Here is a 26,997-nt window from a genome sequence, read left to right as displayed (position 1 = left end):
AATGGATACTCGCCCCTCGGCACACATGCGACTTTTCAGCCGACTCTAGAGCTACACCATGGCCGCTTCGGCTTCAGGGTAGTAGCAAGCATAACCGTGATCCTCACCCTCAACGTGAGTAATCTCGGGCATCTCCTCCAGGCAACGCCGCTTCTTATCCTCGGGCAGCAGCTTGAAAATCGGGCAACGGCTCGAGAAGCCGCAACCCTTCGGAGCGTTCACCGGGGTGGGCAGGTCGCCTTCCAGCATGATGCGGTGGCGGTTAGCCTCAACCTCGGGATCGGGCACCGGGATGGCCGAGAGCAGAGCACGGGTGTACGGGTGAATCGGGTTGTCGAACACTCGGTCGACGTCACCAATCTCAACAATACGACCCAGGTACATCACCGCGACGCGATCGGAGGCGTGGCGAATCACCGCAAGGTCGTGAGCCACCATCAGGTAGCTCAGGCCCAGGTTGGCACGCAGCTCCTCGAGCAGGTTAATCACACCCGCCTGAACCGACACATCCAGCGCCGACACCGGCTCATCCAGAACCACCAGCTTGGGGTTCACAGCCAGCGCACGGGCGATACCGATACGCTGACGCTGACCGCCCGAGAACTGGTTCGGGAAGCGGTTCACGTGGTCGGGCTGCAGACCCACGGTACGCATCAGCTCGACGACGCGCTTCTTAATCTCGGACTTCTTCATGCCCTGGTTCTCCAGGGGCTCAGCCAAGACCTCAAAGACGGTGAAGCGCGGGTCCAGGGCACCGGTCGGGTCCTGGAACACCATCTGCTGGTTCTTACGCAGTGCAAGAATCTCACCGGCGGACTTGCCATCCTTGGTGGAGACGCCGTTAATCAGAATCTCACCGTCGGTGTTCTTGTTGAACTCCATGATTTCCAGCAGGGTGGTGGTCTTACCACAACCGGACTCACCCACGATAGAGAAGCACTCGCCCTCGCGAATATCGAAGGTCACGCCGTTCACGGCCTTCACGGTACCCACGCGGCGCTTGATGAGAGCACCCTTCATGAGCGGGAAGTGCTTCTTGACGTTGCGCACCTCCAGCACGGGAGCGCGCTCCTCGCGCGGAATACCGTCGAAGCTGGATACGGGAGGCTCGGGAACCGGGTACAGTTCCTCCGCGGTCTTACCCACCAGATCCTGCGAGATGGTGCAGGAGGAGTAGTGGCCCTCGCCCACACCCTCGAGCGGCTGCAGATCGGGCTCACCGTTGGAGTCCTGGCAGCACTGGCCGCCGCTCTTGGCAATCGGGCAACGCTCACGGAAGGAGCAGCAGGTCACGGGCTTAATCAGGTTCGGCGGGGTACCCTCAATCGGAACCAGCGAAACCTTCTCGGAGCGGTCCACGCGAGGCACCGCACCCAGCAGACCGATGGTGTACGGGTGCGAGGGGTACTTGTACAGGTCCTCGGCCTTGGCAATCTCCACCGGCTTACCGGCGTACATCACCAGGATGTCGTCAGCCATGCCCGCCACGACGCCCAGGTCGTGGGTAATCATGATGGTGGCCGCGCCGGTCTCCTCCTGGGCCTTCTGCATGACCTCCAGCACCTGCGCCTGAATGGTCACATCCAGTGCGGTGGTGGGCTCGTCAGCAATCAGCACGCGGGGGTCGTTCGCAATCGCCATAGCAATCATGATGCGCTGGCGCATACCGCCCGAGAACTCGTGCGGGAAGGAACGCAGACGATCGGCCGGCGAGGGAATACCCACCATGCGCATCAGCTCGATGGAGCGGTCCTTGATGGCCTGCTTGCTCATGCCCTTGTTGTGGACCTTGAGCACCTCGGCAATCTGGTCACCAATGGTGTACACAGGGGTCAGCGAGGACAGCGGATCCTGGAAAATCATGGAGATGTGCTTGCCACGGTAGGCGCACATTTCCTTGTCGCTCAGGCCCAGCAGCTCGGTGCCGTTGTACTTAATCGAACCGGTGATGTCCGCGGTGGTCGGATGCAGACCCATGATGGCCATCGAAGCCACCGACTTACCGGAACCGGACTCACCCACGATACCCAGGGTCTTGCCCGGGTACAGGTCGAAGTTCACACCGCGCACGGCGTGCACGACGCCGTTTTCAGTGTTGAATCGGACGTTGAGGTCCTTAACGCTCAGAACGGGAGAGGTGCTCATTAGTTCTTCGCCTCCTTCTTCTCGTTCTTCTTAGACTTCTTGATCTTACCGACCGACATGGAGGTCGGGTCAAAGGCGTCACGCAGACCGTCGTTCATGAGGGCCAGCGGACCAACCAGCAGGAAGAAGAACAGAACCGGGAACCAGAACATGTGCGGCAGGGTGTTAATCTGCTGCGAAGCATCCGAAATCAGCGAACCCAGCGAGTAGTTCGGGTACTTAATACCGATGCCGATGAAGGAGTAGGCAACCTCGGAGAGCACAGCGTTCATAATGCCGCTGGTGAAGTTCAGAACCAGCAGGGAGCCGATGTTCGGCACCAGGTGGCGCATCACAATCTTGAAGGGGTGCACACCCATGTAGCGTGCAGCCTTCACGAAGTCGCGGCTGATGAGGGACTGTGCCATTGCACGAATCACACGGGCGCTACCCATCCAGCCGAAGGCAATCAGCACGGCGGAGAGCAGAATCCAGGTCGGCACGCTCTTCTGAATCTGCTTACCAACCTGACCGTTAATCAGGATAGCCAGAATCAGCAGAGAGGGAACCATGATGAGGGTTTCCAGGATGAAGAGCATGATCTTATCGATCCAACCACCGAAGTAGGCCATCACACAGCCGTACACTGCGGAAATCAGCACGGTTGCCAGACCAACGATCACACCGATTTCGAGGGAGGTCCACACGGCCTCCACCATCATGGCGAACACGTCGTTACCAGCAATGGTGGTACCGAACCAGTGGTCGGCACTCGGGCCTTCACCCAGAGCCATGTAGTCAATATCGTTCGGCTTGTACTTAGTCAGGTACTTACCGAACAGGCCGAACAGACCCATACCGATGAAGACCGCGAGGCCGAAGACAGCCGCCTTGTTACGCAGGAAGCGGCGCAGAATAATGACGTTCTTGTTGATGACCTTGAAGTCACCGTTCTCCTGTACCACCGGCACGGAGGAAGTTGCAGTTACCTGGCTCATGAGATCCTCACTCGGGGGTCAACGATGGTGGTCGCGATATCAGCGATAATCGCACCTACAGCGAACAGTGCAGAACCGTACGCGAGGGTCACGGTCGCAGCGTTCACATCCTGCGAGGAGATGGAGTCAATCGACCACTTACCAATACCGGGCCACGCGAACACGCTCTCGGCGAAGAATGCACCCGCGAAGATCAGCGGAATCTGGTAGGCGATGGACTGCGCCACGGGAATGAAGGACACGCGCAGAGCGTGACGGGTAATAGCCTGGTTACGGGTCAGGCCCTTAGCGCGAGCGGTACGCACGAAGTCTGCGTTCACGTTATCGAGCAGGTACTGACGCTGGGCAATCTGGTAGCCAGCCCAACCGAAGATGGTCATACAGAAGGTCGGCACGATGTAGTGTGCGGCCATATCGATGGTAACCTCCCAGAAGCCCGTCAGGCCCGGGGTCGAAATACCGGTCACGTAGAAAATCTTCTCGCCACCATGAGCAACAGCAATGTTGTTGATAGTGGTCGCGCCCTGCTGCACCACGAAGTAAGCAACGGGAGCGGGGATGATGTAGACCAGGTAGGAGTAACCGGTGATAACACGGTCAGAGAACTTGTACTGGCGAGCTGCCGAGTACACACCCAGGGCAATACCAATCACAATCGAGAGAATGGTAGCCACCAGCAGCAGGCGGGTAGAAACCCACACGCGCTGGCCAAATTCCTGGTTAATGTACGCGCCGTTGGGGCTACGACCCCAATCGAACTTGGTGACCACATTGGTCAGCCACTGAACGTAGCGGTCCCAGGGGTTCATCTCGGGGTCAAGACCCAGGGATGCGAAGTTACGGTTCACCTGCTCGGGGCTGGGCTTCGGAACCTTTTCCTGCTCCAGCAGAGCAGGCTTCAGGGCAGTAACCGCGGCAAAGTAACCCATCGTGGTCGTAATAAAGACCATGACGAGGTACGTCAGCGATCGCTGGAGGATGTACCTAAACATGGGACGGTTCCCCTCCTTGTGTAGATGTCGGTGTTAAGGCATGTGTGTCATGCTGTCCCAGTGCACTGCTTCGTGATGACTGTCACTAGGAGCATATTTACTTTATCTTATATAGCCTGTAACACTTCCACCAAACCCACATTTGACACTTTCACCCCTTAGAACACCCTGTGCAGAGGCTGGAAGGAGACTGTGCAAAAAAATACCCCGGAATTACCGGGGTAAAGGGGTGAATTAATAATTTTTACGAAAATTTTACATCGGAAACATTCTCTGCGACATAAGGACGTTATGACACTTTCGATAGGGGTATTACCGGGGTAAAACACCACGTAAACCCACTAATTCACTGGCTAAGCCAACAGTTCAGAAAGCAGTAGCAGAAGCTAAGGCACACCTCTTAAACACGCCCTTTAAGGCAACTCAGCCAAAAACGGCGCTCCGGCACGAGCACACGACTCGCACCGGGGCGCCACTTATATAGGAAGGCAACGCCTCCGCATCTAGTGCTAAGACCCTAGCTCTTAGCGTTAGGCTCCGAATCAGGCGAAGCTTCCGAGCTCAACGACTCATCAATACGAGCACGAGCAGAGCCGTGCATGCTCTTCAGAGCCTGCGCATCCTTAGCAGCCATCTCCGGAGTAATCACCGGAATCGCGCCGGTCGCCGCACGAGCAATATCAACAGCCGGCTCAGTCTCCAGGGTCGTCGCCAGCGCGTCCTCACGAATGAAGAACAGAAGCAGCGTAGACACCAGACCCAGCGGCACCAGGTACAGGAACAGCGGAATCAGCGCATCGTTATACGCATTCACAATGATGCCGTGCACCGGCTCCGGCAAAGACGCCACCAGCTCAGGAGTCAGAGACGACGCGTGACCACCCGAAGACTGCAGCGCCTGCTGCGGCATACGCTCAGAAATCAGCGAGGTCAGACGCGAGGTAAACAGACCACCAACCAGCGAGGCACCCACGGTAGCGCCCACCTGACGGAAGAAGTTATTCGACGCCGTCGCGGTACCAACCACGCTCACCGGGAACGCATTCTGAACAATCAGAGTCAAGAACTGCATAGACATACCCAGACCGGCGCCCATCACCGCGAGGTACACACAGAACAGCCAGGTCGGAGTCTCAATAGTCACGGTCGACAGCAGGAACAGACCCAGCGCCACAATCGCGGTACCGCTCGTCACGTAACCCTTATAACGACCAGTCTTCGACACCACGCGACCCGTCACAATGGACACCACCAGCATGACACCCATCATCGGGATCATCAGCAGACCGGCAACCGTAGCACTCACGCCCAGCGCCATCTGCAGATAAGTCGGGATGTACTCCACCGCACCGAACATCGCCACACCCAGCGCCAGCGAAGCGCCCAGAGTCAGCAGGAAGTTACGGTTCTTGAACAGGTACATGGGCATGACCGGCTCAGCCGCACGGTTCTCCACCGGGATGAACACCAGCGCAGCAACCGCAGAGAAGACCAGCAGACCAATAATCTCGGGCGAGGTCCACTCGTACTGGTTGCCACCCCAAATCGTGGCAAGCACAAGCGCACTCGTGCCCGCCATCAGAATCAGCGAGCCAAGGTAGTCGATGCTGTGCTTCTCGCGGTCACGGAACGGGCGGTGCGGCAGCAAGAAAATCACCGCAAGAATCGACAGGATAGCCAGCGGCAGGTTCAGCCAGAACGCCCAGCGCCAACCCGGACCCTCAGTAATCCAGCCACCAATCAGCGGACCAGCCACCGAGGAGAACGCAAAAACGCCACCGATAATACCCATGTAGCGGCCGCGGTCGCGCGGAGGAATCACATCGGCAATCACGGCCTGCGACAGAATCATCAGGCCACCACCGCCCAGACCCTGCAGGGCACGAGCAAAAATCAGCCAGTTCATATCCTGCGCGAGCGCACCAACCACGGAACCCGCCATGAAAGCGACAATCGCGAAAATCAGGAAGGGCTTGCGTCCGAACTGGTCAGAAAGCTTACCGTAGACCGGCATCGTAATGGTCGAAAGCAGGATGAAAATGGTAATCACCCAGCTCATGTGCTCCACGCCGTGTAGCTCACCCACGATTGTGGGCAGTGACGGCGCCAGAATCGTCTGATTCAGCGAGGACATGAGCATCACAACGACCAAGCCCAAGAACATGGCGCGGATGCGGTTTTTACTTTCCTGCTTAGCCTCGCCTGCTGGCGGCTGAGGTAGCTTCTTTTCCTCTGTACTCATCGATAATCCTTAGTTACGTTCAATATGTGTCTGTTGCGGGTGCCCGCCAGAATCCACGTTCTGGTTCCAACAGGCGGGTTTCTGTAGCCCGTGTATAGCCGTGTGTAGCCAAGGGCGGTGAACCGCCGCTAGATTGCAGGCCTACCCTGCTCAAAAAGCAGGAACTGGTAGGTTTTCACCGTCTGTCGAATACCGCGGTTAATTTCTTCCTCATCCTCAAGGTGGCGGGCAAACTCCAGCTGACGCAACACCGCCGAGGCCAGCTGCACCTTGGCACGGGCACGCTCCTGCAGGTGGTCGGTCAGCGGGTCCGACGGGGATCGGCGTGGGAAGGGACCGCGGCGGCCGGCGGCGTCAAAGGCAACCCAGTCAATCGTGTTCAGATACTCGGTGAGCACCTGCTCGCACCGCATGTGGTGCATCTTGAAGCGCTTGGCCGAGTCGGGGAATTCACGACAGTGGGTCTGGAAATCGTTGCTCTTGACCTTGATGTAATAGAAGCTATGGAAAATAATCTGCCACAGCAGGTGGGTGACACGAATAATCGTGTTTTCGTCCTCGTGGAGACGATCGGTTTCAAGGATTTCCTCGCTGACGACCGGTTCGCGCAAACCCAGGACGGCGTCTTCTTTGGAGGGGAAGTAGTTGAAGAAGGTACGGGGCGAGACCCCGGCCTCACGGGCAATTTCCTCAACGGTGGTTCCGCGCATCCCGTGTTCGCGGACGCGCTTGAGGGCCGCTTCGTGGAGGGCGCGCCAGGTCTGTTCGCGTCGTCGTTCTCGAAGGCTCAGTTCCTTTTTCTGCATGAGTGCAATTATTTCATCTCTGCACGGGATGCTCAAGTGAATATTTGCGCTATTGCAATTAGCCGTTCTGTGCCTTTCGTCTCTCCCCTGCAAACGGCACCCCCGACCTGAATCGTAAGACGCCACCGCACTCCCCCGCAAGAATTCACCGGCCACGGCATAATAGACGGGTGAACCTATTTGCCCCCGCATACCTCGATTTCCTGCCCGATTGGCTACGCCTCGCCCTCGGTATTCTCGATATCCTGATTCGACTTATCGCTCTCTTCTGGCTGCCCTACAATCGCAAGCCCGTGGTCGCCCTCGGTTGGCTCATGGCTATCTTCTTCATCCCCTACGCCGGATTCTTCGTCTTCCTCGTCTTCGGTTCCTCACGCCTGCCCGCGTACCGACGCGCCCGGCAGCACGCCATGAACGATATGATTCGCGAAGCCACCGAAAACAAGCCGGCCCTCACCCGCACCGACGACCTCTCCGACCCCGCCAAGGTAGCCAGCCAGCTCAACTACACCCTCGGTTCTCTCCCCCTCGTCGGCGGTAACCAGTTCACCCTCCACACCGACAACCACCAGGCCATGGTTGAAATGTCCAAGGCCGTGGACCGGGCCACCGAATACGTGCACTTCGAGTTCTACATCGCCGCCTACGACGAATCCAGCGCCGTGCTCTGGGATTCCCTTTTCGCGGCCCACCGCCGCGGAGTGCAGGTACGCGTGCTGATCGACCACATCGGCTCGCGTAAGTACCCCTCCTACAAGCACCTCGTGAAGATGCTCAACGAGTCCGGTATGCAGTGGAAGCTTATGCTGCCGATCAAGCCCTGGAAGCTTAAGTGGCAGCGACCCGACCTGCGTAACCACCGCAAGGTACTCGTCGTAGATGGACAGGTCGCCTTCTCCGGCTCGCAGAACGTCATCGATCGTTCCTACGACATGCCCGAAAACGTCAAGAAGGGTCTGGAATGGAAGGACCTCACGTTCTCCTGCACCGGCCCCATCGTCGAAGAGCTCAACGCCGTCTTCGTCTCCGATTGGTACTCCGAGACGAACCAGCTGCTGCTCGCCGAAATTAACACGGATATCCCCTATGCGGGTGATGGGATGCGTGCCCAGGTTGTGCCCTCCGGCCCCGGTTTCGAGACGGAAAACAACCTGCGCCTCATCAACTACATGATCTACAACGCCGACCGGCGCATCACCATCTGCTCGCCCTACTTCGTGCCCGAGGAAACCCTGCTTCAGGCACTCACCAACGCCGCCTACTCCGGCATCGAAACCACCGTGATCGTGTGCGAAAAGGGCGATCAGTTCCTGCCCAACATGGCGCAGCGTTCCTACTACGAGCAGCTACTCCAGGCGGGTGTGCGCATCCTGCAGTACCCCAGCCCGACCGTGCTGCACTCCAAGTTCATGTTCGTGGACGACGACCTGGCGTTCATCGGCTCCTCGAATATGGACCCGCGCTCCTTCTCGCTCAACATGGAGGTTTCCACCTTTATTACTGACCGCGCCATGGTCACCATGCTTGAGGAGGTCACGGCCGATTACGAAAGCAAGTGCACCGAGCTGCTGTACACCCAGTGGGCTGAGCGTCCGCGCCGCATCAAGGTGATTGAGAACCTCTGCCGATTGTGGTCATCTCTCCTCTAAATAAAACTGCCCACCCGGATAACCCCGGGTGGGCAGTTTTATTGTATGAGGCGCTATCGCAGGATGCACCGGGCTACAAGCTAGAGCCGCCGCTGGAGGCTAGATCGGCTCGCCCGGGCCCACCAAACCTGCGGAGTGCATCCACCACACGAAGAGCACCACCGCAATGTAGAGGACCGTGCACAGGCTCAAAGTAATGATGTGGCGGCGGCGCGTCATGCTCAAATAGCCGATGAACTCGCGAATAAAAGCGTTCACCGCAAAATACACCTTCGTACGAGCCCCCGCACCCCAGCATTTCAGGCCCAGCGAACGCGCCAGCAGCAACGCACGGAACAGGTGGTAGCTGGTTGTTGCCACAGCAACTTTCGGGGTTTTGCCCTCGGCAACCTCCGGCATCAGAGCGTAAGAGAAGAGCAGGTTCTCGCGGGTATTCACCGCGCGGTCCTCCACAATAATGTCCGTCTCGGGAATACCACGGGATACAGCGTAGCGAGTCATCGCCACGCCCTCGGGTACATCCTCATCCGGGCCCTGACCGCCAGACATAATCAGCTTCGAGCCGGGGTTCTTACGGTAAATTTCAATGCCGCGATCGATACGACCCGCCAGCAGCGGAGTCACCTGATCCCCCATGAGACCCGAGCCGAGCACCACCACATAGTCAGCCTGCTGACGGAAATTCACCAGGTTCAACACTGCCGACACAGTAAAGCCCACCGCGTAGATGGTGAAATAGGTCAGCACCAGCGAAAAATAGAAATAAATTGTTCCCCACACACCGCCCAACGGAGTGTTCTCCGCCGGACCGGGAGCAAAGAACGGGCCCACAATAAGAGCAACACCGGCAGCCAATGCCAAAGAATTAGTGAGCGAAAAACCCTCACGAACAATAAGACGCACACCGCTATAAAGGAAAAGACCGGTCAAACCCAAAGGCGTAAAAATCGAAAGGATCGCCGGAACGATAACAATGAGGAACGCCAACACCAGCAAAATCTGGTTCTCTGCCACAATCGCCGTTACGCCCAAGCTCGTACCCAGCAACCCCACGGTCGCAATCAGCAACCAGCCGACAAACACGCTACGGCGTTCCCGCAGGTAGAGGCAGATAAAGAGCACCAGCGAAAACACCGTCAGCGCATACAGCACCACCAGCGGAATAGATAGAGAAGAGTCGGGAAGCTGAAAAGGCATAAAGGGTCCCAAAAATAAGTGAAGTGCGTGCCCGCTAAAAATCGGGAGATTCAGAAATTCTTCCCCCAATTCTATGCCTGCCTGCACCCACCCCATTCGGAAGCGCTGGGCAGAAAAAGGGTATAAGAAACACGCGAGGCCTCCACTCGACGCATAGATTCTATGCGGTGGACGCATCGCGCGTTCATTTCTACCCAATTCTATTCTAACGCCACAAACGGTTTCCCGCGTGAATTGAAGAGGGTTTAATCTGCACCCAGTCGGGAGCCATCAGGCGAACCGCCTTCGCGCACCCTGCCAGAGCGGTAATAATCGACTCACAGCGCTGGTTAAATTCGCTTTGATGCCGTTTATCAACAATTTGTCCGGGAAAGTGCCGGTGCATCTTCGACACGGAGTCGCTGCTCTCCTGCAGGCCGTGACCGGTATGGCCCGGAACGTGCTTAACCAGCACGCGCTTCTCGCGGATTGCCTCGGTGAGGGAGCGCATCTGGGCGACCACGCGTTCATCCTGCACACCCTCGGAGGCCCAGGTCTCGAAGGTCCAGCGGCTGTGCGCCAGGCGCAACACGAAGGTGATGGCGCCCAAGGAATCGGTATTGATAATCAGGCGGCGCGAACCGCTGTGAAACACGGTATATGCGGCCAGCACGGCCGACAGCTCTCCGGTCATGATATTCACGCCGTCATAGTGAGAGTGAAAGTAAAAGCCGTCCTCGCTCACTCCGGCGATGCCCATGCGGCCACCGCGCTGGTACTTCTTGTTGTGCGTGGAACGAAACGAGCAGTCCGTAAAGACGCTGTAATCCTCCAGCTGTTCAAGCGGGCGGGGGGCAAGAGCGTCGTGCACCATGTCATCCACGGTCTCGCGCGTACGGGTGACCTCGGCCTGCATCCGCTCGTAGGCGGGGGTGCCGGCCAGCTTCACGTGCACCTCACCCAGGGAGTGATTATCGTAGGGGTCCAGCACCTTCTCAAAAGCGCGGTACTCCATAATCGTCTTCAGGTGGTCGCAATCCCGGAACAGGTGCTTCAGATGCTTACGATCGGCCGCAATCGTCACAAGGTTGCAACGGTACTGCTCCGGGATGTGATCCCAGGCGGCCAACACGGCTCGGCCCAGCAGACGGGGATGCACCTCATCGCAGGACTCCATGAGCGAATGAGTGTGCTGAAAGAGCAGGGGCTCCTCATTAATGACGGCGCGGGTGCCGTCCTGCTTCGAAATAAAAACCACCGTCGACAGCGCCGAGTAGCAAAAACCCTGCGCCTGGCGGTGTTCCTGAGCTACCGCAATGACGGCAACTCCCTGATCGGTGTATCCGGCCGGGTAGGAAGCACTATAGTCGGGCGCTTCCCAGGTCAGGGCGCATCGTTTGATATGAGCCGGTGAAAATACCAACGCGGTCACCTCCCGTGACTACCATTCCGCTTCTCCTTTCATGCGTGCGGATTGACTTACCTTTCTTTTATAGGTCGAAGCTGGAGGAGTCGCAAACATTTGTGAGATTTTTTCCAGTCAGCGAAGGGCCGGCCGCCGCCCCCTCCCCCGGGGTGGACATCCGCCGTGCCTGAACCACGCCGCCGCCCCAAAGGTGTACCGTAAGAGAGTCATCAACGATGCGGCACCAGCCGCCCCACCCAAAGGAGAAACCATGATTGGTGTCTACGCAGGACTGTCCGTCAAGCCCGAGCACGTCGAGGAGTTCCTCAAGACCATTGAGCCGCTCGTGACCGCCAGCCGCAAGGACGAGGGCAACGTCAGCTACGACTTCGGCGCCGTCTCCGAAACCGAGTTCGCCTTCATCGAGCGTTGGGAGTCCCAGGCTCTACTGGATGTGCACATGGCCACCGAGCATTTCACCCAGGCCGTCGCCGCATGGGAGCCGCTGCTCGCCTCCGAGCTGGACGTGCGTATCGTCAACTTCCGCTAAGCAGCATCTAAACATACGGTGCCCGGCACCCCTTCCGCTGAGGGGTGCCGGGCACCGTGTGTTAAGTCCCGAAGGCGAGCGCACCCGCTAGTGACGCTCCAGGCCGACCTCAACCGAGTCGAGGGTGAAACCGTTGCCCTCGCTCACGCAGTGCACCTTACCGGTATTCACCGACTTGCAGGTGTACCCGTACGCGGTCACCACCTGACCGGTAGACAGGGCAACAATACCCTCAGTATTCACCGGCTCCGGGCTGGAGGTCTGACCCACCAGGGAAGCCTCCGCGGTGTCCTTGCTCAGGTGCACTCGCTGCTGCGGGGCACCGGTTGCGGCATCCCATCCCTGCAGGGTCACGCCCACCAGCGCCTGGCAGTCCACACCCGACGGGGTCACCGAACACGCGACCTTAGAGTCCGGGCTGGTGAAACGCAGCGCCTCAACAGTCTTCGTCTGCTCACCCTGACCGAAAGTGCCGCCACCGTACGCTTCAGCGAAGGTCAGCGTACCCGACAGCATGCGGGTCTGTGCCGGAATCAGCGCCAGGCGCGGCTTCTCAACGCTACCACCCTGCGTGAAGCAGGCACCCGTAATGTAGTCGCGGCCCTGCACCTTCGTAGCGCACTGGTACCACTCAACACTCGCCGCGCCGTCCTGGTTCTTGCGGCTGTTGAAGAGGCGCACCGCCTCCTGAGCCTTCGCGCAATCCGAACCGTCATACACGTAAATACCGGCGGAACCACCCAGCAGACTCGTCACGCCACAGCGAGTACCAGGATCGATAGTGCTCACGGAGCCGCTCGCCGTGGCGTATGCCGCCTCGTACTCGGCGTCGGTGCTCGGCTCATTCGTGGGGGTCGCCACCGAATCGTAGGTTGCAGGGGAATCCAAGCCGGCAGCAATCTGCACGGTATTCGGTTTCCAGGAGCCATCCGCCGCGGTGAACAGGGTCTTAGCGTCCACGGGCGCGGAAGAAGTCGCCACCTTCATCGGGGCGGTTTCAGAATCATCAGCCTGCGGCTGGGCAGAGCAAGAACTCAAAGCGAGCGCACCGATGCAGGCAAGAGCCGCCAGGGCACGGCAAGTAAAGGCACGCTGTGCGCGTGCGGGCAGGGTAACCATGAATACGTCCTCGTGAGGGTTGCGAATTGCGTTGTGTTTGAGTGGTTGTGCTGAGTCGGTGAATACAAACCGGGTGCCCCTACACCCTACTGCAACCCGAGGGACCTCGCAATGCACCTCGCCGAGAACCCAAAAAATGAGGGCTACTACCATAAAGAGCAGTGCCCTACCCCACATGCATGTGGGGTAGGGCACTGCTCTTACCGGACGTTATGCCTGGGATCTCGCGACGTCGGGGATTGGCCAGAGTGAGCCGGTCTCGCGGCTACCGAGTCGGCGCCTAAGCGTCCTCGGGCAGGATGCGCACGCCGCCCTTATCGGCGGATGCGGCCAGCATGCCGTACACCTTCAGGGCGTTCGACACGTGACGCTCACGCGGCTTGGTCGGACGCCACGGTGCGGCGCCCTTCGCCTCGCGGCGAGCAGCCAGCTCCTCATCCGAAACGTTCACACGCAGGATGCGGTTGTTCACGTCAATCTCAATCTCGTCGCCGGTCTGCACCAGACCGATAGCGCCGCCAGCAGCCGCCTCCGGGGAGACGTGACCAATCGAAATACCAGAGGTACCGCCGGAGAAACGACCGTCAGTAATCAGTGCGCACTTCTTACCGAGGCCCAGGCCCTTCAGGTAGGAGGTCGGGTACAGCATCTCCTGCATACCCGGGCCGCCCTTCGGGCCCTCGTACTGGATGACGACAACGTCGCCTTCCTTCACGTTCTTCGACAGGATCTCGTACACAGCCTCGTCCTGAGACTCGACCACGAAAGCGCGACCCTTGAAGTGGAACAGCTCCTCATCAATACCAGCGGACTTGATGATTGCGCCGTCCTGGGCGATGTTGCCGTACAGGACCGCCAGGCCGCCGTCCTTGGTGTAGGCGTGCTCTACGGCGCGGATGCAACCGTTCTCGGAGTCAGTCTCGTGGGACTCGTACTTGTTAGCGGTGGAGAACGCATGGGTGGTGCGCACGCCACCGGGGGCTGCCAGGAACAGTTCCTTCGCTTTCTCGCTCGCCTTGCCGCCGCGGATATCCCATTCGTCCAGCCACTCGTCCAGCGAGTCAGCGTGAACAGAATGAACGTTCTTGTGCAGCAGGCCGGCACGGTTCAGCTCACCCAGCAGGGCGGGGATACCACCGGCACGGTGCACGTGCTCAATGTGGTACTTAGTGGAGTTCGGGGCAATCTTCGCCAGGCAGGGAACCTGACGCGAAATGCGGTCAATGTCATCCAGAGTGAAGTCGGCACCCGCCTCGTGAGCAATCGCCAGGGTGTGCAGCACGGTGTTGGTCGAACCGCCCATCGCCACGTCCAGCGCCATAGCGTTCTCGAACGCCTCCTTGGTCGCAATGGAGCGGGGCAGAACCGACTCGTCATCCTGCTCGTAGTAGCGCTTAGCCAGCTCCACGATGCGGCGGCCAGCGTCCAGGAACAGCTCCTTACGAGCCACCTGGGTAGCCAGAGTGGTGCCGTTACCGGGCAGCGCCAGGCCAATCGCCTCGTTCAGGCAGTTCATGGAGTTCGCGGTGAACATACCCGCGCAGGAACCACAGGTCGGGCACGCATTCTTCTCAACCTGAGCGAGCGCCTCATCGCTGACGCTGTCGTTAACAGCCATCACCATGGCGTCAATCAGGTCGAGGCGGTGCTCAACAACGCCCTCAATACCCTCGCCGGACTCCATCGGGCCGCCGGACACAAAGATAGTGGGGATGTTCAGGCGCATTGCCGCCAGAAGCATACCGGGGGTGATCTTGTCACAGTTAGAGATGCAGACCAGCGCGTCGGCACGGTGCGCGTTCACCATGTACTCGACCGAATCCGCAATCAGGTCGCGGGAAGGCAGCGAGTACAGCATGCCGTCGTGGCCCATCGCGATACCGTCATCAACGGCGATGGTGTTGAATTCCTTGGCGACGCCGCCAGCCTCACGGATAGCGCCGGCGACCAGTTCACCCATGTTCTTCAGGTGCACGTGACCGGGCACGAACTGGGTGAAAGAGTTCGCGATAGCAATAATGGGCTTACCGAAATCGTCATCGCCCATGCCGGTGGCACGCCACAGGGCGCGGGCACCAGCCATGTTACGGCCGTGAGTTGAAGTACGTGAACGCAGTTCTGGCATTGTTTTACCTTCCGTAGTGATGCAAGTACTGATTTTACGCGCGGCGTCCAACGCTCTTCAGCTCAGGGTCACTTTGGTTTCATGCATCGAAACGCGCACGAGCCTGCAACCGCCTATCGGTGGGAGGGCTGAGGCCACGGAGTTGTGCCGGATCTGCGGCAGAATTGCCCCCTTTGGGGTAGATGGGGGACATCACCCCATTATGCCCCCTAATCTGGAATGAGCCCAGGTTGCGGGCGGCGATATTCAAGCGGCGAACGCGCCGGGAGGCGGCAGGCGTCTGTGTCTGCCGCGGACGAACCTCGCTGCGCATATGTAGCACCGACGCGGTTCGTTCCCAACACACTGATTTATACACGCTTTTATACACGCTGAACCCTGCATATATTTCAGAAGGTTTCTATGACACAGGCACCCACCGCATCGCTCACCCTCACCCCGGCAGGCGGCAAGGACTTCGCGTCCTCCGTCATCTACCAGGTGTACCCCAAGTCCTTCTACTCCTCCGCCGGTGGCGCCTACGGCGACCTGCGCGGCGTCATCGAGAAGGTGCCCTACATTGCCTCCCTGGGCGTGGACATGGTGTGGTTCAACCCGTTCTTCGCCTCCCCGCAAAACGACAACGGCTATGACATCTCCGACTACTACGCCATTAACCCCGACCTGGGCACCATGGAGGATGTCGAAGAGATGATCGCCGCCCTCGCCGAGCACGGTGTGGGCGTCATGTTCGACATGGTCCTCAACCACGTCTCGACCGAGCACGAATGGTTCCAGCGTGCGCTCGCCAACGAGCGCGAATACTGGGACTACTTCTACATTCGCCCCGGCAAATACACCGAGGACGGTCAGCTGCGTGAACCGACCAACTGGGAGTCGAAGTTCGGCGGCTCCTGCTGGTCCCGCTTCGGCGAGTACACGGATGAGCACGGCACTCCCCTGTTCTACATGCACCTGTACGACCGCACCCAGGCGGACGTGAACTGGTACAACCCGGTTGTGCGCGACGAGCTGTTTAAGGTCGTGAACTTCTGGTACGAGAAGGGCGTGCGCGGTTTCCGTTTCGACGTCATTAACGTCATCGGTAAGGGTGAAGAGCTGCTCGACGCCCCCGAAGGCACCGTGGACAAGGCACAATACACCGACACCCCGATTGTGCACACCCGTATTCAGCAGCTGAACCGCGCCTCCTTCGGCCAGCATGATGACACCGTGACCGTGGGCGAAATGTCCTCGACCAGCATCGAAAACTGCGTGGGCTACTCCAACCCGGCAAACCACGAGCTGGATATGGTGTTCAGCTTCCACCACCTGAAGGTGGACTACGAGAACGGCGAGAAGTGGTCGAAGGTGCCGTTCCGTTTTGCCGAGTTGAAGCAGATTCTGAACGATTGGGCACTGGGTATGCAGGCCGGCGGCGGCTGGAACGCGCTGTTCTGGAATAACCACGATCAGCCGCGCGCGCTGAACCGTTTTGGTGACGTTGAGCGTTACCGTGACGAGTCGGCAACCATGCTGGCGACCGTGATTCACCTGCTGCGCGGCACCCCGTACGTGTACCAGGGCGAGGAAATCGGCATGATTGACCCGGTCTACTCCTCGATCGAGCAGTACGTGGATGTGGAGGCGCACAACGCCTACGCGATGCTGCGTGAGCGCGGCCTGAACGAGCAGCAGGCCCTGGAGATTGTGGCGTCGAAGGCTCGCGATAATTCGCGTGTGCCGATGCAGTGGACCGCGGATCCGGCAACTGCCGGTTTTGGTTCCACGTCGCCGTGGCTGGCTCCCGCCCCGGTGCGTGATGCGGCGACCGGTGCCGGTATTTCGGTGGAGGATGAGGAACGTGACGGCGTGATTCTGCCCTACTACCGCAACCTGATTGCCCTGCGTAAGCAGTACCCGGTCATCTCTGTGGGTTCGTACGCGCCCTACGCGTTGGATCACGAGCGGGTGTTTGCGTACCTGCGTGAGCTTCCCGCTGAAGCTGAGAACGGTAGCCCGGCGCAGCGCCTGCTGGTGCTGACGAACTTCTACGGCGAACTGACCGAGGTTGAGGTTCCGGCTGAGTTTGTTCGTTCCGGTCGCGTGCTGGTGTGTAATTACAAGAATTCTGCGGTCGATTCCACTGCGGCGGATTCTGCTGTGTCTGATTCGGCTGAGACGGTGACGCTGAACTTGCGTACCTACGAGGCTCTGGCGCTGCTGATTGAGGGCTAAAAGCGGTTCCGCGCCTCTCCCCTAGCCTGTGGGGCGGGATGATATAAACTGACCTGGCAATATTCTATTTCTAGAATATTCCCAGGTCGGTTTTATATATACCCATTCCTATAGCGGAATTTATACGGAATGTCAGGTAAATTCTTAGAAGCCGTGCTCGTTCAGCCAGGTAGCCGCCGCCTGCGCGGGCTCCTGCTTAGAGGTACCCGAAACGCGGTCGTTGAGGGTGCGCAAATCGGCGGTGGTCAGCTTCGCCGAGACACGGTTCAGAACCTCCGCCGCGGAGTCGGGAACGCGCGACGTATTGATAATGGGTAACACCTGCTGAGCCAAAATCATGTTCTTCGGATCCTCCAGCACCACCAGCTGATTCTGTTCAATCGCGGGGGTGGTCGAGTAGAGGTCAACCACCTGCACGGTGTTATCCAACAGTGCCTTGACGGTCAACGCGCCGCCGCCATCCGAGAGGGGCACGAACTCGGCGGGAACGCATCCGTACTTCTCTTTCAGACCCGGGATGCCGTAGGCGCGCTCGGCAAACTCCGGGGCGGCGCCGAGCTTCAGATTCGTACAGCGGGAGGCGAGGTCTTCAAGGCTTCGCAGACCGTATTTCTGGGCGGTCTGCGCGGTGACGACGAGCGAGTCCTTATCCTCCGCCTCGGAGGCGTTGAGGGCGCGGATTTCAGCCCCGGAGCCACCCGTGGTGAGGGTGCCGAGGGCGGCGGGTAGCGCCTGCAGAATCTCCTGCGCAGTGTTAGCTGTAGCCTTCGGGTCCAGGTATAGCAGCAGGTTGCCGGAGTAGTCCGGGATAACGTCCACCGCACCGGAGGCGAGTGCCCCCAGGTACGCCTCGCGGGCGCCGATGCTTAGCTGGGTGCGGGCGTTGAATCCCGCCCGGGCGAGGGCTCCGGCGTAGATTTCGGCGAGAATCTGGGATTCGGCGAAGGCGGCTGAGCCGACGATGATTCCTTCGTGTTCGCCGCTGAAGACTTTGTCGCCGCTGAGCCCGCAGGCGCTAAGAATACCCGCCATGCCGAGTGCACCGGCGGCGGTGAGAGCAGTGCGACGAGATACGGTATGGCGCGAGAAGGTTTTAGGTGCCTGATTCATCGGGTTCATGCCTTCTTCCGGTTGATGGTGAGCCCCGCGGGAGTGAGCACACGCTGCGCAAGGCCCATGAGCGCATCCACGGCGAAGGCGAGAAGCGCTACGAGCAGGGTTGCGACGAGCATGCGCGGGTAGTCGCGCACGGCGAGCCCGTCGAAGAGGTACCTGCCGAGGGTTCCGCCGCTCAGGTAGGCGACGATGGTCGCGGTTGCGATGACCTGCACGAGTGCGGAGCGGAGCCCGCCGAGCATCATGTTGGCGGCGAGCGGGATTTCGAGGCGGGTCAGGATCTGCCATTCGGTGAGTCCCTGAGCGCGGGCCGCATCCACGAGGTCTTCGGGTACTGCGGCGAGGCCTTCAAGAACTCCGGCGAGCAGGGGTGCCGCCGCAATAATAATGAGCACGATGAGAGCAGGCAGGGTTGAGACGCCCAGCCAGAGCGCCAAGATGGTGAGCAGACCGAGCGCGGGTAGCGCGCGGGTGGCGGCTACGGCGCTCATGAGCAGGTTGCTGCGGCGGCGGTTGGTGCCGTAACCCGGGCGGTGGTGCCCAGCCCAGAGACCGAGAGGCACGACGATGAGTGCCGCGCAGGCGGTGGCGAGGGCGGTGACGCTCAGGTGTTCGAGCAGGCGCACGAGGATTCCGCCGCTTCCCTGCCAGTTGGCGCCGTCCATGAGGTAGGCGAAGGTTCGTTCTATGACGTTCACGGGTTATGCCTTCCTTTCGGGACTGCGGCGGTTCGCAACCGTAGCCGCCTGCCAGGGCGTAAGTGCCCTCGTCAGAAGGATAAGGAGCAGGTCGAGGACCAGTGCCAGCAGCAGGCTAAGGATTACGCCAGCCAGGATTTCCGAAGGGATATTGCGCGCGAGTCCGTCGGTGAAGAGCGTGCCGAGCGAGGGTACACCGATGAGGGCACCCACGGACACCATCGCAATATTTGCCACGGTTGCCACGCGTATTCCCGCCATAATGACGGGCGTAGCGAGGGGCAGGTAGAGCTCCATCAGCGCCTGTCGGGGCGTGTATCCGAGGGCCCGTGCAGATTCGTGCACGCTATCGGGTACGGAGTCGAAGGCGTCCACACCGGAGCGCACCATGAGCGAGAAGGAGTAGACGCTCAGGGCGACGAGCACGTTCAGCGGGGAAATAATGGAGGTTCCCAGAATGAGCGGCATGAGCACGAACAGTGCGATTGAGGGGATGGTGTACAGCAGCGAGGAGAGGTGCATGAGGGTTCGCGCACCGATGCGGCGTTCGGAACCGCGGTCACGGCGACGGCTCGCGTAGTAGGCGACCGGCAGCGCGACGAGAGCACCAATCGCGACGGGCACGACGCCCTGGTAGAGGTGGCTGAGGGTCAGCTCGAGGATACGCTGACTATTGGCGGCGACCCATTCCCAGTGCATGTCGCTTGCGGTGAGGGGTGATGCGGCAATAGGTGGTGCCGCCAGCACACTGCTTTCTAGAAGGCTCATTCGCTTTTCTCGCCTTCTGCCGCGCTATTCTGCTCTTCTCGGGAGGCGGCAAGTCGGCGTGCACGCGCCTGGCGCACCGTCTGCTCGTCCAGCAGACCGGCAACGGAGCGGCTCACGAAGGAGCGCACAAAATCATCGGCGGGGCTGTACAGAATCTCTTCGGGAGTGCCGAACTGCGCGAGGCGACCGCCCTCCGCGAAGACGGCGATTGTATCGCCGAGCAGGAGCGCCTCGTCAATGTCGTGGGTGACGAACACGATCGTCTTGGCGAGGCGAGCCTGTAGGCGCAGCAGCTCTTTCTGCAGGCCGGTGCGTACCACGGGATCCACCGCGGAGAACGGCTCGTCCATCAGCAGGACGGGTGCATCGGCGGCGAGAGCACGCGCCACACCAACGCGCTGCACCTGACCGCCCGAAAGCTGGGAGGGGTAGCGCTTGGCGTACGAAGAATCCAGACCGACGACCTCAAGCAGTTCGAGGGCGCGAGCCTGCGCCTCCTTGCGGGAGGCGCCGAGCAGGCGCGGTACGGTGGCAATATTCTGCGCGACGGTGCGGTGCGGCATGAGCCCACCCTGCTGCATGACGTAGCCAATGCCGCGGCGCAGCTCGTAGGGGTTCTTTTCGTGCACGTTCACGCCGTCAATGGTGATGGTGCCGCTATTGGGCTCTACCATGCGGTTAATCATGCGTAGACTAGTGGTTTTACCGCAGCCGGAGGGTCCGACGAACACGGTAATCTGCCCGGCGGGGATGTGCAGGTTCAGGTCCTGCAGTACCGTGGTGGGTTCGCCGGTTTGGCTCGGGTAGTTCTTGGTGATGTTCTCGAAGCGGATTCCGCCTGCGGGGTTGCTGTCAGCGGCAGAATTTTTTGCCCAGGGAATCTGGGCTGAGCTCGGAATCTGAGGTGAGCTCTCCGGAGGCTGTGAGCTGGGATTCTGAGCGGTCATGGGTGCGGTGGTCCTTTCTGCTGGCCATCGTGTATGTGTGTGCCTGTGCGCAGGAATTACCCGGTTAGGTTCCGGCGCGGAGCTATCTACAGGAGCTATCCGCAGCAGTGCGGTGGGTCCGTACTGTATAGAAGAAGGCGGCATCTCAGGGTTTTATTCCCAATATGCCGCCTTTTCGACGGTTTTGCAGTATCTGCAACCGCAAGTTTTTTAAAAACAAAACCCGCCCCACTGTAGAAGCCTGGAGGCGGATTTCGTGGCTCCGACCGGCGTCGATCCGGTGACCTTACGATTTTCAGTCGTACGCTCTACCAACTGAGCTACAGAGCCTTGCGTATTTTGTTTTAGATACGCAATGACCGCGTCTTTCGATGATCTCTCATCTGAAATTACGCGGCCAGAGCGACCCCGACGGGACTTGAACCCGCGACCTCCGCCGTGACAGGGCGGCGCGCTAACCAACTGCGCTACGGGGCCTTGTTGGAATCAACAGGAGTAAATCCTACGTCATCTAACTTGGCTTTGCAAATCGAGGTGATTTGCAAGTACCCCCAACGGGATTTGAACCCGTGCTACCGCCGTGAAAGGGCGGCGTCCTAGGCCGCTAGACGATGGGGGCCTAGTCGATCGAACAGGTTCTTTGTTCATCCCGTCGTTCGAACCTCCACTAGTCTACGCCAGGTTCAAAAGGGTGCGCAAATCGTTTTGTTCGATTTTGGGTGTTTTCAAGGCCGAAATGCAGGTATTTATGCCCCATAACACCATCATTCCAACAGGTCAGAAAGGATTAAGCGGATATCAAAAAAATTTTAAATTTTCTTCAAAAACCCCTCTTGAGTGCACTTTTGAGGTTGCAAACCCCCTCCCCACTTCCCAAACCACCCTCAAATTGTCCCCAACGACTCTCCGCAAAGAGGTCGGCATTGTCCTTTCTCCGACATCCCGAACTAGAAACCCCGAGAAGATGCGCTCCCCCGTCGCGAACTCGCGGAGGGGCCAGCAAGAGGAACCCAGGAAAGCTAGAGAAAGGAGCCGGCGAGAGCTCGCGCAAACCCAAAATCCCCACCGTCCCGATCGTCTCGGCCCCCGCGCAATCCCGTGCCCTCGATGCCGCCGAAAGACCCCCACCGATATTCCCCTATTTGCGAGGCGAACCCGGATTACTTTTATTCTTTTTGACATTTACCAAAAATGCACTTTGTGCATATTAAATAAAAATGGCGATATACCCGTCGCGCATATCAAGTACCCATCCAACAATGCACCGAGTGAAAATGCACTTTTGGTAGAAATTTACGTCTCTTGCCTCACAGTGTGCACCATAATGCAAATATTCACTCCAGGGAATACAATAAACTGGCTTGTCAGAGGTATATTTTTATAGCCGTGCACTTAAATTGAGATTTATGACGACACACAAATATAAAGATTTGATAAACCTCCAGCGATTGACAAGGCGAGATAATATCCGCCCCGAAATAGCCCCCAATATTGCTTGAAGCACTCTCTTTGAGCACCGTACTATAGGAGACGTGAGATCACTTCCGGACCTCACGGGACTGCTTCCGATAAGTCCCAATGACGAAAGTCGCCGCACATTATTTACCGATAAACCGCATAGAGATCTGATGGGGGATCCAGCGTCAGCAGCAACGCCTGCCACGAATCACCGCGTGAGGGGCACGGGCACCATCCCGTACGAAGCATGCAACCCTGGATCCTCCAACTGTGTCCCTAGCTCGCTGAGCGCGTCGATCATGCCGCGCCGCCAGTAGCATCCCAGGTTTGAATAAGTGTGCGCGGTCTACACACCGTAGGACCGCGTGCTTGTTTAGAGAGCTAATCTTGGTGTTTCTTTAGCTTTCTAGACCCCGTTAGAGGACGCGCCGCACGTGGAGCCACTGCATGGGTTCGCCGCGCGTTCAGGGTAGCCGGAGGGTATGTCCTCGAGTGTCTTCGGCACCTACCCCGCCCACCCCGCATTACCTCATGATGCGGGGTGGGTTTTCTTTAACATCCCCCGCATCCCTGCAGAGACAAAAATCGACCCCGCACCGGCTCACGGTGCGGGGTCGATTTCTACGCTCTACGTTCTAAACGCGAGGATTACTCGCCACGAGAGATGTTAATCATCTCGTCGCGGTCCACAACCTTCACGCGAGCGCGAGGCTCACCGGCAGCGTCCTTGGATGCTGCGCCCAGTGCCTTCTCGTGGTCGTCCAGGCGGTGCCAGCCTTCCCAGGTGGTGTACTTGATGCCTTTGGAATCCAGGTAGGCGCTGAAGGTTTCGGCGTCCGGCTCGGGCGCGGTGTAGAGGTTCTCGCGGTCCTCGAGCAGGTGGGTAATGGTCTCGAGTGCGTCAGACTTGGTGGAGCCGATTAGGCCCACGGGGCCGCGCTTGATCCAGCCGGTTGCGTACAGGCCGGGAACAACCTCGCCATTCTCGTCCACGACGCGACCCTCAACGTTGGTGACTACACCGCGCTTGCTGTCGTAACCGACCTCGGGCAGCTCGGAACCAAAGTAGCCGATGGCGCGGTAGACGGCCTGCACGGGGTAATCCACGTACTCGCCGGTACCGATGATGCCGCCCTTGCCGTCCAGTTTGTTGCGCTCCATGCGCAGACCCACGACCTTGCCGTCTTCGCCGAGAATCTCGTGCGGGGACTGCAGGAAGTGCAGGTGCAGGCGGCGGGATGCGGTCTGCTCGTTGTTCTTCTGGTCTTCCAGCCAGCCGCGCAGGGTCTTCATCATGACCTTGGTCTGCGCGTTCTTCTCCATTGCTTCCTCGGAAGCCTCGTCGAACTGGAAGTCTTCCTCGTACAGGACGATGTCCACGTCGCGGGAGTGTGCGAGTTCTCGCAGCTCGAGCGGGGTGAACTTCATCTGTGCGGGGCCGCGGCGACCGAAGACGTGCACGTCGGTCACGGGGGAAGCCTTCAGGCCCTCGTAGACGTTGTCGGGGATTTCGGTGACGAGCAGGTCGTCAGCGTGCTTGGAGAGGATGCGGGAGACGTCCAGGGCGACGTTGCCGTTACCTAGCACCGCAACCTGCTCAGCTTCGAGCGGCCAGGTGCGGGGGTAGTCGGGGTGGCCGTCGTACCAGGAGACGAAGTCGGCTGCACCGTAGGAGCTGTCCAGGTCGATACCCTCAATGTTCAGCGCTGCGTCGTGGATGGCACCGGTCGCGAAGATAATGGCGTCGTAGTGCTCGCGCAGGTCGGCGAGGGTTAGATCCTTACCGTACTCGACGTTACCGAAGAAACGGATGTCGCCGCGGTCCAGGACCTTGTGCAGTGCGGTGATAATGCCCTTAATGCGGGGGTGATCCGGTGCCACACCGTAACGAATCAGGCCGAAGGGGGCGGGGTAGCGGTCGAAGATGTCGATGGCGACCTCAACGGCGCCGGTGCGGACCTCTTCGGACTTGGTGAGGATGTCGGCGGTGTAAATACCGGCAGGACCTGCACCGATAACGGCGACGCGCAGGGGGCGTGCTGCTTCAGACACGAATATCTTCCTTTCAAAGTTCACCGGCAAACGCCAGGTACGGCGTGAAGGCGCGGTGAGCTTAGTGTTCACTTCGTGCCTATTTTACCGGGCAGGAGCGCCCCTTTACGGGGAAAAGGGGACAAGCTCAGCAAATAGGATAATTTTCTATCACCTAATCTGGCCTCGGTGGAGAACCGCGGGACGGGTTGCGGGCGAGCCGCTCCGCACAGAAAACCGCCCCGCCCTCCGAGGTGCAGGAGGGCGGGGCAGGGTAACGAAGACTAGGGGGTCGGTTGCTAGGAGGCGGGTACCGCCTCAAAGTTCACGGTCAGTTCGTCGCGCTCACCGAAGCGGACCAGGTGGCGGTCCAGCACATCCGCCAGGTGGGCAGCCTGCTCGTCGCTTTCGGCGCGCACCTCCATGACGAGTGCGCCGTCAGTTTCGCGCAGGTCACCGTAGCCGCGGAAAATGCCGTCGCGGTTGAAGGTGAGACGGATGCCGTCGGGCAGTTCTGCGGTGCCGAGCTTGCGGCCCATGTGGGAGCCGAGCTGCTTGATGTATCGGGCGGGGCGGTCGGTTGCTACGACGGCGCGCTGGCGTACCGGCAGGGATTCTGCGGCGGGGTAGTTCTCGGCAGGCTGGTTTTCAGCGGGGACTGCAGTGTTTTCCTGCGGGGTTTCAGTCACGGTGGACTCCTTCTCATCTATGTCGGAAAAGGCTCACCACACGGAACCCTGCATCCGGCGACACGTTATTTCACTTCGAATATAACAGGTAGTTAGGGTTCACTAACCTAATAATTCGTCGATGTTCGCGCAGGGGCGAGAGATAACTACCTCTATGACGCATCCTCCCTCGACACCCTCGCAGGCACCGTGAGAAGGGCTCCGAGGGCGGTTCCAACGGCTGAAAACTACCTGAAAGTTTGCTGAACTAGCGAAGAAAATACCTTTAGCCGTAAAATATCGTGGTAACAACAGCGTCACATCCCCACTTTGCGGGACGTGACGCTTTTCTTATGCGGGCTCGGAACCCCGGTGCCCGCCCCTACTAAGAGTATCTACGGATTTTCACGAATGTCTTCTGAGAACACCGCGGCTCCCCAGAACCCCAAGGCAGAAGCCAAGGGCGCACTGGACCGTTACTTCAAGATCAGCGAACGTGGCTCCACCCTCGGCGCAGAATTCCGAGGCGGCCTCGCCACCTTCTTCGCGATGAGCTACATCGTCGTGCTGAACCCCCTCATCATCGGCCTCGGCAAGGACGTATCCGGCAACACGCTCGGCGTGCCGCAGGTCGCCGCAATGACCGCACTGGTCGCAGGTGTCATGACCATCCTCATGGGCGTCGTCGCCAAGCAGCCCTTCGCCATGGCCGCAGGCCTCGGCGTGAACGCGCTGCTGGCAACCACCATCGCCTCCACCCCCAACCTAACCTGGCCCGCCATCATGGGTCTGGTCGTCTGGGCGGGTGTGCTGATGACCATCCTCGTGCTGACCGGCTTCCGCACCGCGGTGTTCAACGCGGTCCCCGAATCGCTCAAGGTCGCAATCGTCGTCGGTATCGGTTTCTTCATCGCCTTCATCGGCCTCGTTAACGCGGGTATCATCCGCCGCATGCCCGACGCAGCAGGCACCACCGTGCCCGTCTCCTTCGGCGTGAGCGGCCACCTGCTCGGCTGGCCCACCCTGGTCTTCCTCTTCGGCCTGTTCCTCACCATTGCGCTGTTCATTCGCAACGTGAAGGGTGCAATCCTCTACGGCGTGATTGCCTCCACCGCCCTCTCCATCATCCTGGAGCAGGTCGTGCCCTCCGGCAGCGTTCAGACCTCCCCCACCGGTTGGTCCCTGAACGTCCCCGTTTGGGATTCCAGCACCAGCAAGCTGCCCGACTTCTCGCTGTTCGGTTCCGCTGACCTGTTCAGCGCCTTCGGCACCCTCGGCGGCATGGCAGCCGTTCTGCTGATCTTCACCATCCTGATTTCCGCCTTCTTCGACGCAATGGGCACCTCCGTCGGTCTCGCAACCGAGGCAGGCACCATGAAGGACGGCCAGATCGAGAACGTCGACAAGGTCCTGCTCGTGGACGCCCTCGGCTCCGTAGCCGGCGGTGGCACCTCCTCCTCCTCGAGCCAGATCTTCGTGGAGTCCGCAACCGGTATCGGCGCGGGCGCACGCACCGGCTTCGCAAACATCGTCACCGGCGTGCTGTTCCTCGTCGCGATCTTCCTGACCCCCCTGGTCACCATCGTGCCCTTCGAAGCTGTTGCACCTGCAATGGTGTTCGTCGGCTTCCTGATGATTCGCCAGGCAGTGAACATCGAGTGGACCGACTGGGGCCTGGGTATCCCCGCGTTCATGACCATCATCTTTATGCCTCTGTCCTACTCCATCGCGGACGGTATCGGCGCAGGCTTCCTGTCCTACGTCTTCATCCGCCTGGTGCAGGGCCGCGGCAAGGAAGTTCACTGGCTCATGTACGTGGTTTCCGCAGTGTTCCTCATCTTCTTCGCTAACGGCCTGATTACCGGCTGGATGCACTAAACACATCGGATGCCCGCCTCCGCACATGGA

General features: G+C 59.5%; 19 protein-coding genes and 3 tRNA genes. 4 read left to right on the top strand and 18 right to left on the bottom strand.

The features are described 5' to 3' along the window. Positions 1–51 precede the first annotated feature (51 nt). From HMPREF2674_RS06070 to HMPREF2674_RS06050, 5 genes are all read right to left on the bottom strand, one after another. Positions 52–2,145, bottom strand: a complete 2,094-nt coding sequence (locus HMPREF2674_RS06070) for an ABC transporter ATP-binding protein (protein WP_070825113.1) — start codon at positions 2,143–2,145, stop codon at positions 52–54. Continuing rightward, a complete protein-coding gene (locus HMPREF2674_RS06065; protein WP_049333950.1) occupies positions 2,145–3,122 on the bottom strand; it encodes an ABC transporter permease in 978 nt (325 codons plus the stop codon). The genes HMPREF2674_RS06070 and HMPREF2674_RS06065 overlap by 1 nt, the downstream gene beginning before the upstream one ends. Then, positions 3,119–4,114, bottom strand: coding sequence for an ABC transporter permease (locus tag HMPREF2674_RS06060; protein ID WP_049342732.1), 996 nt, complete (start codon positions 4,112–4,114; stop codon positions 3,119–3,121). The genes HMPREF2674_RS06065 and HMPREF2674_RS06060 overlap by 4 nt, the downstream gene beginning before the upstream one ends. A gap of 517 nt (positions 4,115–4,631) precedes the next feature. Next, positions 4,632–6,356, bottom strand: coding sequence for an MDR family MFS transporter (locus HMPREF2674_RS06055; RefSeq protein WP_049347279.1), 1,725 nt, complete (start codon positions 6,354–6,356; stop codon positions 4,632–4,634). 128 nt (positions 6,357–6,484) lie between these two features. Continuing rightward, positions 6,485–7,162 carry a TetR/AcrR family transcriptional regulator gene (locus HMPREF2674_RS06050; protein WP_049347283.1) on the bottom strand — a complete coding sequence of 226 codons (678 nt, stop codon included), beginning with the start codon at positions 7,160–7,162 and terminating at the stop codon, positions 6,485–6,487. A gap of 170 nt (positions 7,163–7,332) precedes the next feature. Between HMPREF2674_RS06050 and cls the strand changes: the two genes are divergently transcribed. Continuing rightward, on the top strand, positions 7,333–8,811 hold the full coding sequence (gene cls, locus HMPREF2674_RS06045; RefSeq protein WP_049342735.1) for a cardiolipin synthase: 1,479 nt from the start codon (positions 7,333–7,335) through the stop codon (positions 8,809–8,811). A gap of 99 nt (positions 8,812–8,910) precedes the next feature. On the opposite strand, the gene HMPREF2674_RS06040 is transcribed toward cls, so the two are convergent. Both HMPREF2674_RS06040 and HMPREF2674_RS06035 read right to left on the bottom strand, forming a co-directional pair. Next, positions 8,911–10,008 carry a YdcF family protein gene (locus HMPREF2674_RS06040; RefSeq protein ID WP_239663094.1) on the bottom strand — a complete coding sequence of 366 codons (1,098 nt, stop codon included), beginning with the start codon at positions 10,006–10,008 and terminating at the stop codon, positions 8,911–8,913. A 205-nt stretch (positions 10,009–10,213) separates the two neighbouring features. Then, positions 10,214–11,419: an RNase H family protein gene (locus tag HMPREF2674_RS06035; protein ID WP_246822744.1), complete on the bottom strand. Its 1,206-nt coding sequence runs from the start codon at positions 11,417–11,419 to the stop codon at positions 10,214–10,216. Positions 11,420–11,663: 244 nt separating this feature from the next. On the opposite strand from HMPREF2674_RS06035, the gene HMPREF2674_RS06030 reads away from it, so the two are divergent. After that, a complete protein-coding gene (locus HMPREF2674_RS06030) occupies positions 11,664–11,942 on the top strand; it encodes a putative quinol monooxygenase (protein WP_049342736.1) in 279 nt (92 codons plus the stop codon). An 87-nt stretch (positions 11,943–12,029) separates the two neighbouring features. Here HMPREF2674_RS06030 and HMPREF2674_RS06025 read toward each other — a convergent pair whose 3' ends face one another. Together HMPREF2674_RS06025 and ilvD are read right to left on the bottom strand one after the other, a co-directional pair. Further along, entirely contained in the window at positions 12,030–13,061 is a 1,032-nt protein-coding gene (locus tag HMPREF2674_RS06025) for a hypothetical protein (protein WP_049342737.1), read from the bottom strand. A gap of 280 nt (positions 13,062–13,341) precedes the next feature. Beyond that, a complete protein-coding gene (gene ilvD / locus HMPREF2674_RS06020; protein WP_049342738.1) occupies positions 13,342–15,186 on the bottom strand; it encodes a dihydroxy-acid dehydratase in 1,845 nt (614 codons plus the stop codon). Between the two features lie 402 nt (positions 15,187–15,588). Between ilvD and HMPREF2674_RS06015 the strand changes: the two genes are divergently transcribed. Next, positions 15,589–17,403 (top strand): alpha,alpha-phosphotrehalase, encoded by a 1,815-nt coding sequence (locus HMPREF2674_RS06015; RefSeq protein ID WP_070825112.1) that lies wholly within the window; start codon positions 15,589–15,591, stop codon positions 17,401–17,403. 144 nt (positions 17,404–17,547) lie between these two features. Here the strand turns inward: HMPREF2674_RS06015 and HMPREF2674_RS06010 are convergent, their stop codons facing one another. The 9 genes from HMPREF2674_RS06010 to HMPREF2674_RS05970 form a co-directional block, all read right to left on the bottom strand. After that, positions 17,548–18,513 (bottom strand): ABC transporter substrate-binding protein, encoded by a 966-nt coding sequence (locus HMPREF2674_RS06010; protein WP_070825157.1) that lies wholly within the window; start codon positions 18,511–18,513, stop codon positions 17,548–17,550. A gap of 5 nt (positions 18,514–18,518) precedes the next feature. After that, a complete protein-coding gene (locus HMPREF2674_RS06005; protein ID WP_070825111.1) occupies positions 18,519–19,217 on the bottom strand; it encodes an ABC transporter permease in 699 nt (232 codons plus the stop codon). Between the two features lie 3 nt (positions 19,218–19,220). Continuing rightward, positions 19,221–19,985: an ABC transporter permease gene (locus HMPREF2674_RS06000; protein WP_049333940.1), complete on the bottom strand. Its 765-nt coding sequence runs from the start codon at positions 19,983–19,985 to the stop codon at positions 19,221–19,223. Further along, complete coding sequence (locus tag HMPREF2674_RS05995; protein WP_049333939.1) at positions 19,982–20,932, bottom strand: ABC transporter ATP-binding protein; 951 nt, start codon at positions 20,930–20,932, stop codon at positions 19,982–19,984. The genes HMPREF2674_RS06000 and HMPREF2674_RS05995 overlap by 4 nt, the downstream gene beginning before the upstream one ends. Before the next feature lie 257 nt (positions 20,933–21,189). Next, positions 21,190–21,262 (bottom strand) — tRNA-Phe (locus HMPREF2674_RS05990). Positions 21,263–21,335: 73 nt separating this feature from the next. After that, positions 21,336–21,409 (bottom strand) — tRNA-Asp (locus HMPREF2674_RS05985). 69 nt (positions 21,410–21,478) lie between these two features. Next, positions 21,479–21,551 (bottom strand) — tRNA-Glu (locus HMPREF2674_RS05980). A 1,487-nt stretch (positions 21,552–23,038) separates the two neighbouring features. Beyond that, positions 23,039–24,442: an FAD-dependent oxidoreductase gene (locus tag HMPREF2674_RS05975; protein WP_070825110.1), complete on the bottom strand. Its 1,404-nt coding sequence runs from the start codon at positions 24,440–24,442 to the stop codon at positions 23,039–23,041. 278 nt (positions 24,443–24,720) lie between these two features. Continuing rightward, entirely contained in the window at positions 24,721–25,110 is a 390-nt protein-coding gene (locus tag HMPREF2674_RS05970; RefSeq protein WP_049343598.1) for a DUF2218 domain-containing protein, read from the bottom strand. 390 nt (positions 25,111–25,500) lie between these two features. On the opposite strand from HMPREF2674_RS05970, the gene HMPREF2674_RS05965 reads away from it, so the two are divergent. Continuing rightward, a complete protein-coding gene (locus HMPREF2674_RS05965; protein WP_070648373.1) occupies positions 25,501–26,967 on the top strand; it encodes an NCS2 family permease in 1,467 nt (488 codons plus the stop codon). Positions 26,968–26,997: the final 30 nt, after the last annotated feature.

This window comes from Rothia sp. HMSC062F03 (assembly GCF_001836905.1).
GTDB classification, from domain to species: Bacteria; Actinomycetota; Actinomycetes; order Actinomycetales; family Micrococcaceae; genus Rothia; species Rothia mucilaginosa_A.
This window is presented reverse-complemented; position numbering and strand designations above follow the sequence as displayed.